The following is a 9236-nucleotide window of genomic DNA, read 5'->3' on the forward strand; positions in this document are numbered from 1 at the left end:
CGCTCCGGGTCCGCGTCCCCGCCGCGCTCGATTGCCCACGCGAAAGCCCCGTGGAAGGCGTCGCCTGCGCCCAGCGTGGACGCGTCCGGGACGGCTTCGATGGGAACCTCGCCGCTCGTGCCATCCCACCAGTACTGCACGGAGCGATCCCCGCGCGTGCGAACCGTGCGCGTGATGCCGAAGCCCCGCAGGAACTCGGCGACCTGCGCCCCGTCCGGGCGCGCCATCAGCGGCGGCGCGAAATCCTCCGACACGACAGCGATGTCGACGAAGCCCAACAGGGGAGTGAGCCAGTCCTTCCACGAGCCGCCGTCCAGGATCCGCGGGTGGGGTGGGCGCGCCTCGAGCTGGGCGAACGGGTCCTCCCCGTCGACCTCGGGGACGCCCAGGGTGAGGGCCGCATGTGCGAGCGCCGGGTTGTGCCCGTCGATGAGGACCGCGCCGACGCGCTCAGGCAGGTCTGCCGCAACACGCTCCGGGTCGGCGTCGAGCCGCGCGTTCGTGGAAGCCACCATGCGACCGTTCGGGTGCTCGATGATCGAGGACACGGCGGGCTCGCGCGACGCACGGGACGAGGTCGGGGCGCTCTCACGCTCGCCTGCGTCGGTGGGGTGCTCGCCCACGTCGGTGGGGTGCTCGCCCGCCTCGGGAGCGGGGGATGCGGCAGGCGCCGTCGCGTCCAGGACGCGCACGCCCACGGCCGCCAGGTCGGCCGCCAGGAAGGCTGACACCGGGCCTTCGCCGAGGGCTGTCAACAGAGTCGGTGCTTCCTCAGAGTAAGCGCGAGTGCCCGAGGCGGCCCCGGCCTCGTCGCCAGAACCATTGAGAACGCGCGAGGCCTCGCACAGCGCCGCGTACGTGACGGCCGCGTTCGTCGCGGGACCGCCTGCGGCCATCGTGAAGTCCGTCGACGTGACCTTGAGCAGCGGGTCCGGCACGTGGTCGAGTCGATGCAGGACATCCAGGGTCGTGAGCCCGGCGAAGAGAGCAGTCATAGGGACATTGTCGCACCCGGTAGCCGCGTGAGACAGTGTGCTTGCGGCTCTCGCTGACGGGCCGACAAAACCTGTAGCATATGAACAACGACACTCATCGACTCTTTCGGATCGCCATGCACCTGCTCGACGCGCTGAATAACTCCCTGCCCGAGGTCTTCCGAGCCATCGACCTCATGGGCGTTCTCCTCAATGGCATCCTCGGCGGCAAGGTCGCCCGAGAGCGAAACTTTGATGCCGTCGGCTTCTGTATCCTCGCGATCATGACGGCGCTCGCGGGCGGCATGATCCGTGACCTGCTCCTGACGACCCGCACCGGTGCGCCCGTTGCCATCACGGACCCCTACTACCTGTGGTTCGCGATTGTTGGCGCCCTCATTGCGATGGCCTTCCGCATGGATTCGCGCACGTGGTCGGTGCTCCTCGTTATTGCCGATGGCATGGTGCTGGGCTGTTGGAGCGCGACCGGTGCGATCAAGACTCTCGATGCGGGCTTTGCGATCATGCCGGCGATCCTCCTGGGCATCATGACGGCGATCGGCGGTGGCATGGTCCGCGACATCTCCGCAGGTCTGGTCCCGCGCGTCTTCGGCGGCAACAACCTCTACGCAACCCCCGCGTTCGCGTGCTCGCTGGTCACCGTCATCTTCTGGCACATGGGCCAGCCGGTCCTGGGCATGGGCGCGTCCATCATCGTTGGCCTCGTCTTCACGGGAATGGCGCACTGGCGCCGCTGGAGGCTCCCGCAGACCCGCGAGTGGACCATCACTCTCACATACTCGCAGTTGAAAGCTCTGCGTAGAGGCAGGCGTTAGTATGGCGGTGTGACTCCCAAATCAACACCCGATTCGTCAACTCCCGCCGCGTCGGCCCCCGCTGGGCGTAAACATTTCAAGACGTGGCACCTGTCCATGATGGCCCTGGGCCTCGCCATTGGCGCCGGCTTCTTCCTGGGCACGGGTTCAGCGATCCATCAGGCCGGACCCGCCGTCATCGCGTCCTATGCGCTGGCCGCGATTATCGTCGTATCGGTCATGCTGGCCCTTGCCGAGCTGGCCTCGTCCCTGCCGTCGACGGGTTCCTTCTCCTCCTATGCCGAGGCCGGAATCGGTCGGTGGGCAGGGTTCACGATCGGGTGGCTGTATTGGGTCATGCTGATCATGGTGTCGGGCCTGGAAGTGACGGGCGCGGCGACGTTCTTCGTCGGCTGGTTCCCCGCGGTTCCGCAGTGGGTGGTTGCCCTCGTTATTGTCGTTGTTATTGGGGGTATTAACCTGCTGGCGGCAGGGCAGTACGGCGAAATTGAGGCCTGGCTGTCGATGGTGAAGATCGTTGCGATCATTGCCTTCCTGGGTGTGGGTGCCTATCTTGTCGCGCGCACGGCGATCGTCGGCCCCCTGCCGGGGCACGAGGGCCTCCTACAGAACGTCCTGGGACACAACGGATTCATGCCGAATGGACTGTCTGGTGTCGCAGTCGCGCTCCTGGCCGTCATCACGTCCTTCGGCGGCCTTGAGATCGTGACGATCGCCGCGGCCGAGGCCGAGGATCCCCAGGCCGCCATGAGCAGCGCCATCCGCTCGGTCGTCACCCGCATCCTCGTGTTCTACGTCGGCTCCGTCATCCTGCTGATCGCGCTGCTGCCGTGGGATAGCGAGGCGATGAATACGAACGCCTTCGCCGCCGTTCTCGAGATGGCGGGTGTCCCCGCAGTCGGGACGCTCATGAACGTCATTATCTTTATGGCGCTCATCTCCGCGTTCTCCGCGAACATTTACGCTTCCTCCCGCATGGCGTACTCCCTGTCAGCCCGAGATATGGGTCCGCGTTGGCTGCTGGGTGCGTCCGCGTCCAACAAGGCCCGTGTGCGCTCCGTCGTCGAGGCCGCCCTCGAGGATGACGAGGCCGTCCTGGCCGCCGAGCTTGCGGGAGACATCGAGGCGGGGCGTACCCCGAAGCGTGCAGTCGGCCTCGTTGTGGTCCTGGCGCTGCTGGCGGTTCTGGGCAACTGGTACCTGCCCGGTTCGATCCTGACGATGCTCATCAACGCGATTGGCATGGTTCTGCTCATCGTGTGGACGTTCATTATCATCTCGCTGATGCGCCTGCATCCCTCCTTGGAACGCTCGGGTTCGCTCGTGATCCGTATGCCCGGGTGGCCGTGGCTGCCGTGGCTGGTCCTGGCTGGCCTGGGTGGGATTGGTGTCCTCATGCTCATGAGCGACGAGGGTCGGGCTCAGTTGATCTCGATGGGTGCTCTCACGCTCATCATCATCGCGATTTACTTCGTGCGTCAGCTGGTGCTGTCGCGCAAGCGAGCCTAGTTATCCACAGGCACTTGCCGCCGGGACGCAGATGCCGGTGGGTCGGTGCATCATGAGGGCACCTCGGATGGCCGGGGTGCCCTCATTGCGTGGGCGCTGTGAGAGAAAGGAGAGGGAGATGGCGCGCAAGCGGCGCAGGAGCATCGGGGACACGATTGTTCTGCTGGTGATCGTCGCTGCCCTCGTGTGGGTGTTCGCGCCCGGCGTTGGGTGGGATCTGCTGGGCTTGCGCTCGCGCCTGGGGTGGCCGCCGCTGCGCAGCGGGCAGGCGCTGTCCTCCCTGCCGGATAGCGAGGCGGCCCGGCAGCTGCGCGAGCTCACGGTTCGGGAGTCGGTCGACGATCCTTCCGCGCCGGCGTACGACCGCGAGGCCTTCGGGCAGCGGTGGGCGGATACCGACCATAACGGCTGCGACACCCGAAACGACATCCTTGCCCGCGACCTGGCGCGCCCCACCTTCAAGCCCGGCACGCACGACTGCGTGGTCTTGTCGGGCACCCTCGCCGAGCCCTACACGGGTGCCACGATCGAGTTTCAGAGGGGGGACAAGACCTCGTCCCTGGTGCAGATCGACCATGTCGTCGCCCTCGCGGACGCGTGGCGATCGGGCGCCTGGCAGTGGGACGCGCAGCGCCGCCAGGAGTTCGCTAACGACCCGGAAAACCTGCTCGCGGTGGATGGAGCGGCGAATGAGGACAAGTCGGCCTCGTCCGCGGACCAGTGGCTGCCGCCCAATACCGCGTTCCACTGTGACTATGTGAAACGTCAGATCGCCGTCAAAAACGCGTATGGGCTGAGTGTGACCCGTGCAGAACAGGACGTGCTCGCCGAGCAGCTGTCAGCCTGTGCCGGGTGAGTGGGCGCGGGCCTTCCCCGTGCGCTGAATCGTCACCGCGCGCAATTCTGACCAACAATTTCCAGCGGATTCCCAGGCCTTTTCTCACATTGTGTCCATCGCGTGTGGAACTGAGCGCACGTCCGCAACATTGCCCGATAACGCCGGTAATGTTCCCCTCAAGGAGAGGGGTGACATGTACACGGCAGTCAACTGGGCGCTTGATCTGGGGCTTTACGCCGCCGTCTGCGTGATCACGTGCGCGCTGTGGTGGTTTCTCGGACGCCGCTCAGACCGTGCCGCCTTCGTTTCTCCGGCATCGACACCCGATACGTCTTCGTCGTCTGGTTCGAGTGGTTCGCACTTAACGGTCTCCGATGCCCTGCCGCTCATCTATCGTCGCTCGAAACAGACGGGTGCGCTTCTGCCTCGCGAGGAGAACCCGGACACCCCGATGACGGCAGAGATTCCCGTGGTCGCGGCCCCCGCCTCGACAATGTGGAGGCTCCCGCGCGCGCTGCCTCTCGTCTGGATCCTGTACCTCGCGGGCCTGCTAATCTTCACCCTCCTGCCCCTGCCCTCCGACCCGGTAGCCGCGTGCGCTGCGATCATCCACTGGGACAATTTCACGCCGTTCGGATCGTTCGTGGCTGTCGCTGACCAGTTCCGCGACGGGGAGAGCCTGCGCGGCACCCTGTACGCGCTATCGATCCTGCTCAACATCGCGCTGTTCGTGCCGCTCGGAGCGCTCGCGGAGACCACGTGGCGCATCCGGCGCATGCGCCGCGCGCCCGAGGGTGCGCCCGCTGACGGGTCTCGCCTGGCCCGTTCGATCCCGCACCGCCGCGTCCTGGCGTGGGTGGCGATCGGCTGCGTCGTCTCCTGCCTCATCGAGCTGACCCAGTACACGGGCCTGTTCGGTGTCGTTCCCTGCACCTACCGCGTCGTCGACATCGATGACGTCATCATGAACACGCTGGGCACCTACGCGGGTGTGCGCCTGCTGCCCTTCATGGCGCGCAACTCGCGCTTCATGGGCGCGTAGCTGTCTACAGCCAGCCGGCCGCGCGAGCCAGGGACGCTGCCTCGGCGCGCGTGCGTGCGTCCATCTTCAGCATCGCCGAGGACACGTGGTTGCGCACCGTTCCCTGGCTGAGCCCCAGCGAGTGGGCAATGTCCGCGATGGTCCCGCCTCCCTCGACCTCGCGCAAAACATCGGCCTCGCGGTCCGTCAGGGGCGAAGATCCAGTCGATAGAGCCTCCAAGGCCAGGGATTGGTCAATGGCACGGCCCCCCGCGGCCACGGTGCGCACACCGTCCGCCAAGGTTTCGACCGGCGCGTCCTTCACCATGAAGCCCGTAGCGCCCGCGTCGAGGGCGCGCTGCAGGTATCCCGGACGTCCGAACGTCGTCACGATCAGCACGCGCACGCCGGGAAAACGCGCGCGGATCGCCTGCGTGGCCGTGATGCCGTCCATGTGAGGCATCTCGACGTCGATGATGGCAACGTCGACGGGGGCGCTTGCGCGGGCCGGCGCGTCCGCTGATGCCAGGCGCGCCAGCTCCTCGAGGGCCTGCGCGCCATCGGCGGCCTGCGCGACAACCTCGATGTCGCGCTCCAGGTCCAGCAGCCCCGCCAGGGCACCGCGAATCATCGCCTGGTCATCGGCCACGAGTACCCGAATCGGCACGTCACCCTCCTGTCTGCGCTTGGGGTACTAGGCTAGCGCAGGTCGCAGGATCATCTCTCGGGTGTGCTCACCCCTCAGGACGAGTGGGCGTTGGGTTCGGAATCGAAGGCCAACGAGAGCGTCCACGTGGAACCCGACGCGCCCCAGGTGAGCGTGCCCTCCTCGCCGACCAGATCGGACAGGCCCGCCAGGCCCGACCCCGATCCCGCGCTCGACGCGGCGTAGGCGGCCGAGTAACCGTCGTTGGTGACGGTCACGCCGCCAGGGGAGAGGCGAATACGAACCCACGACGGGTGCGCGTGCAGGATCGCGTTCGTGACGCCCTCTCGGATCACGTGGGCGGCCGCGGCCGAACGAGGCCCCGACGGCGGCTCGCCCTCGTTCGTGATTTCGGCGTCGACACGCGCGACCTCCAGGAGGGCGCGGGCCTCCTCAAGCTCCTCGACGGGGGACAGGGCCCGCGTGGCCGCCACGATGCGGCGGACGTCAGCCAAGGCCTCGTTCGACTGAGCCGTGACCGAGCGCAGCTGCTCGCGCGCCTCCTCTACGCGCCCCGCCTCCAGGAGGCGACCCGCCAGCTCCGAGACCATCGTGATCCCCGTCAGCGAGTGCCCGAGGATATCGTGCAGGTCCGTACTCAGGCGCGCCCGCTCGGCGGCCTTCGCGCGCGCAATCGCATCCTGGCGGCGCAGGCGTTCACGGGCCGAGCGCTCCATGCCCCAGCGAGCCAACCCGACGAAGCCGATGAGGAGGGCCAGGTACCAGATCATCCATACCGGCTCTCCCTCGGCATAGGCGGCTACGCTGGCGATGGCGACGATCGGTACGACGCCCGCGACAATGTATCTGCTTGGCGCCTGGAAGATCCACGCGACCAGCAGATACGACGTCAGCATGAACGCGTAAGGGAAACCGACGGAGGTCGCGTAGACGAGGTAGATGACCGTCACCGCGCCCAGCGCCGCGTGGGAGAGGATGAACGGCCTCGTGAAGGAGTTGCGCGCGGGCAGAGGATTGGTCAGCCATGCCGCCGAGTTAGCGGCCGCGAGGAGGGCGCACAGCCCGATGATGCTCGCGCGCTGGGCCGTATCCGTCAACTCCAGGGCGTAGGCCAGGGGAAACCCCATGAACAGCATCCACGGGGCCGCCCACGCCAGGGAGATCAAGCGCTCCTTCATGGCAACAGCCTATCGACCCGTGTCGTGGGATGCGCCCCACCAGGCGATGCCGGCCGTGATGACCGCCCACCCGGCGATGTTGAGCCACGCGGCGGTCGGCATCGTCACGGTTCCGGCGACCGCGTAGATCGCCTGGACGGCGCCGTAGAGGGGCGTGAAGGGCGCGATCTGTGCGACGAAGGGCGGCAGCTGGTCCAGCGGGATGAACATGCCGGACACGAATGCGCCCATCAGCATGACGAATGCGGAGGCGCTGTAGGCGTTCTCGCCCTTGATCGTGTATCCGCAGGCCAGGCCGATGAGCGCACCCAGGGCCGAGAGGGCGACGACCACCGCGGCGCTGGCCGCCCACGCGCCCGGGGTCATCTGCGCGCCCGTGGCCAGGCCAAAGCTGAAGGTGATGAGCGTGATAAACGCGCTCAGCGCCACGAGGGCCGTGAGACGCACGAGGAGAATCACCCACGGCTGGATGGGGGTCAGCGCGTACATGCGCGAGATGCCGGTCGTGCGCTCGACGGACAGCGTCGCACCGAGGGAGCCTCCGACCAGGATGACGCCGTACGTGGTCATCATCGCGATCATCGCTGCTGCCAGGTTCCCGCGCCCGGTCTGGGTCGCGCGCGCAACATCGGTCATGCCGAACATCGCGTACATGAACATGGGGAGCAGCAGGGCAAACGCCATGTTCCACGGGTTGAGGATGTGGGACAGGAACGTCGCGCGCCACAGCTTGCCCGCTCCGGTGAAGGGGGAGGGGATCGGTCGGTCGGTGGTTCGTGCGGGTGCCTGGGTGGTCATGATGCCTTCTTCGTGTGTCGTGTCTGCGTTCGTGGGGCGGGGGCTTCGGCGTCGGCCTCGGGACGAGGCCGGGGCCGGCTCATCGGGGTGGGCGTTCGTCGCGCTCACTCGGCGTCGGCGTGGGAGGTGATGCGCTCGAAGACGTCTTCGAGGTCCTCGTTGTCGGCGACGACCTGCTCGGTGGGAGCGTCCAGGAGGACCTTCCCGGCGTCGATGATGACGATGCGGTCGGCGTCCTTGCGGGCCTCGGTCAGGTAGTGCGTGGCGAAGAGGAGCGTGCGGCCCTCCGCGGCCTCGGCGCGCATCGTCTCCCAGAAGGCGCGGCGGGCGAGAGCGTCCATGCCGGCGGTCGGCTCGTCGAGGATCAGGAAGTCGGGGTTGCCGGCCAGTGCGAGGGCGAGGCGCACGCGCTGGCGCTCGCCGCCGGAGAGTTTGTCGAGGGGGCGCTTGGCGAGCTTGGTGAGGTTCGTGCGTTCGAGGAGCTCGTCGGTGGGGATTGGGTTGGCGTGCATTGCGGCGACCAGGTCGATCGTGTTGCGTACCTTCCCGTCGCGCGGCATCGATCCGGTCTGGAGCATTGCGCTCACGAGGGAGCGGCGCACGGCCTCGCGCGGGCTCATGCCGTAGACGCTGATGTCGCCCTGCGTGGGGGTGGCCAGGCCGAGGACGATGTCCAGGAAGGTGCTCTTGCCCGCGCCGTTGACGCCGAGGAGTGCCACGATCTCGCCGGGCATGAGGGTCAGGTTCACACCGCGCAGGGCGTCGACGTGGCCGAAAGACTGGTGAATGTTCGTCGCCTGGAGGGCGGGCGTTGCTTCTGCGTTCATGGCTCCCAGTCTGCGCGCGTTTTAATGGGGCCGGAAGTGTCCTTTGATGCAGGTGGTGCCATGACAAATGTCAGGGGTGGCCTCTTCCAAAAGTCGCACGTAATTTAATGCGGTCACTTTTTGAGATAGCCTGCAAACGTTGCAATTCCAATGATAGTAATTCAAACTGTGAAGCAGTCCTCGGGGAATTACGTGCGACATTGCTTAGGAGGGGCGGTGGTGTTGCTCGCGTGCGAATACCACACCATGCCAGAGGCCGGATCCGCCAAAACGTAGACTCATTCAGCCACAACAGGCTTTCTTCACCGTTTTTCACCCAATGGGTCTGCACTTTGGTGGCCACACCACCGCAAACCACGCCCACACCAACGAAAACCACGCCCGCGCCGCCGCCAATCGGGGGGGAATTGCATCATTAGAGCTGCGACACGCCGGAGATACACAGCCAGCCAGCTTCTAATGCTGCAAAACCCCCACTGGCCACCGGCGTGGAGGGCGCGGAGGGACCGGTGGGCCTGGCTGCGGTGCCCGTGGGCGGTGGCGGGGCCTGGCCGGGCTTCGAGTCGTCCGCGCCGAGCGAAGCTCGCG

The 9236-nt window shown here is 66.8% G+C and carries 9 protein-coding genes; 4 read left to right on the forward strand and 5 right to left on the reverse strand.

Translation table 11 applies throughout. The annotated features are described in order from the left end of the window. The coding region (locus HMPREF1137_RS05210) for a carbohydrate kinase family protein (protein WP_007589664.1) at positions 1 to 995 on the reverse strand (995 nt) is incomplete at its 3' end. Positions 996 to 1111: 116 nt separating this feature from the next. On the opposite strand from HMPREF1137_RS05210, the gene HMPREF1137_RS05215 reads away from it, so the two are divergent. The 4 genes from HMPREF1137_RS05215 (at position 1112) to HMPREF1137_RS05230 (ending at position 5199) form a co-directional block, all read left to right on the forward strand. After that, a complete protein-coding gene (locus HMPREF1137_RS05215; protein WP_034496929.1) occupies positions 1112 to 1810 on the forward strand; it encodes a trimeric intracellular cation channel family protein in 699 nt (232 codons plus the stop codon). A 9-nt stretch (positions 1811 to 1819) separates the two neighbouring features. After that, the gene (locus HMPREF1137_RS05220; RefSeq protein WP_081493514.1) at positions 1820 to 3319 is read left to right on the forward strand and encodes an amino acid permease; all 1500 of its coding nucleotides are present in this window, start codon (positions 1820 to 1822) and stop codon (positions 3317 to 3319) included. A 118-nt stretch (positions 3320 to 3437) separates the two neighbouring features. Next, positions 3438 to 4175 carry an HNH endonuclease family protein gene (locus tag HMPREF1137_RS05225; RefSeq protein WP_007589668.1) on the forward strand — a complete coding sequence of 246 codons (738 nt, stop codon included), beginning with the start codon at positions 3438 to 3440 and terminating at the stop codon, positions 4173 to 4175. Between the two features lie 175 nt (positions 4176 to 4350). Then, positions 4351 to 5199, forward strand: coding sequence for a VanZ family protein (locus HMPREF1137_RS05230; RefSeq protein ID WP_007589663.1), 849 nt, complete (start codon positions 4351 to 4353; stop codon positions 5197 to 5199). A 4-nt stretch (positions 5200 to 5203) separates the two neighbouring features. Here HMPREF1137_RS05230 and HMPREF1137_RS05235 read toward each other — a convergent pair whose 3' ends face one another. The 4 genes from HMPREF1137_RS05235 to HMPREF1137_RS05250 all read right to left on the reverse strand — a co-directional run bounded on the left by HMPREF1137_RS05235 (position 5204) and on the right by HMPREF1137_RS05250 (position 8648). Continuing rightward, complete coding sequence (locus tag HMPREF1137_RS05235) at positions 5204 to 5845, reverse strand: response regulator transcription factor (protein WP_034496932.1); 642 nt, start codon at positions 5843 to 5845, stop codon at positions 5204 to 5206. Between the two features lie 74 nt (positions 5846 to 5919). Next, positions 5920 to 7023: a sensor histidine kinase gene (locus HMPREF1137_RS05240; RefSeq protein ID WP_007589671.1), complete on the reverse strand. Its 1104-nt coding sequence runs from the start codon at positions 7021 to 7023 to the stop codon at positions 5920 to 5922. A 9-nt stretch (positions 7024 to 7032) separates the two neighbouring features. After that, the gene (locus tag HMPREF1137_RS05245; protein WP_034496935.1) at positions 7033 to 7821 is read right to left on the reverse strand and encodes an ABC transporter permease; all 789 of its coding nucleotides are present in this window, start codon (positions 7819 to 7821) and stop codon (positions 7033 to 7035) included. Between the two features lie 104 nt (positions 7822 to 7925). Next, positions 7926 to 8648 (reverse strand): ABC transporter ATP-binding protein, encoded by a 723-nt coding sequence (locus tag HMPREF1137_RS05250; RefSeq protein ID WP_007589661.1) that lies wholly within the window; start codon positions 8646 to 8648, stop codon positions 7926 to 7928. Positions 8649 to 9236: the final 588 nt, after the last annotated feature.

The sequence above is a fragment of the Actinomyces sp. ICM39 genome (assembly GCF_000282935.1).
Taxonomy (GTDB): Bacteria; Actinomycetota; Actinomycetes; order Actinomycetales; family Actinomycetaceae; genus Pauljensenia; species Pauljensenia odontolytica_B.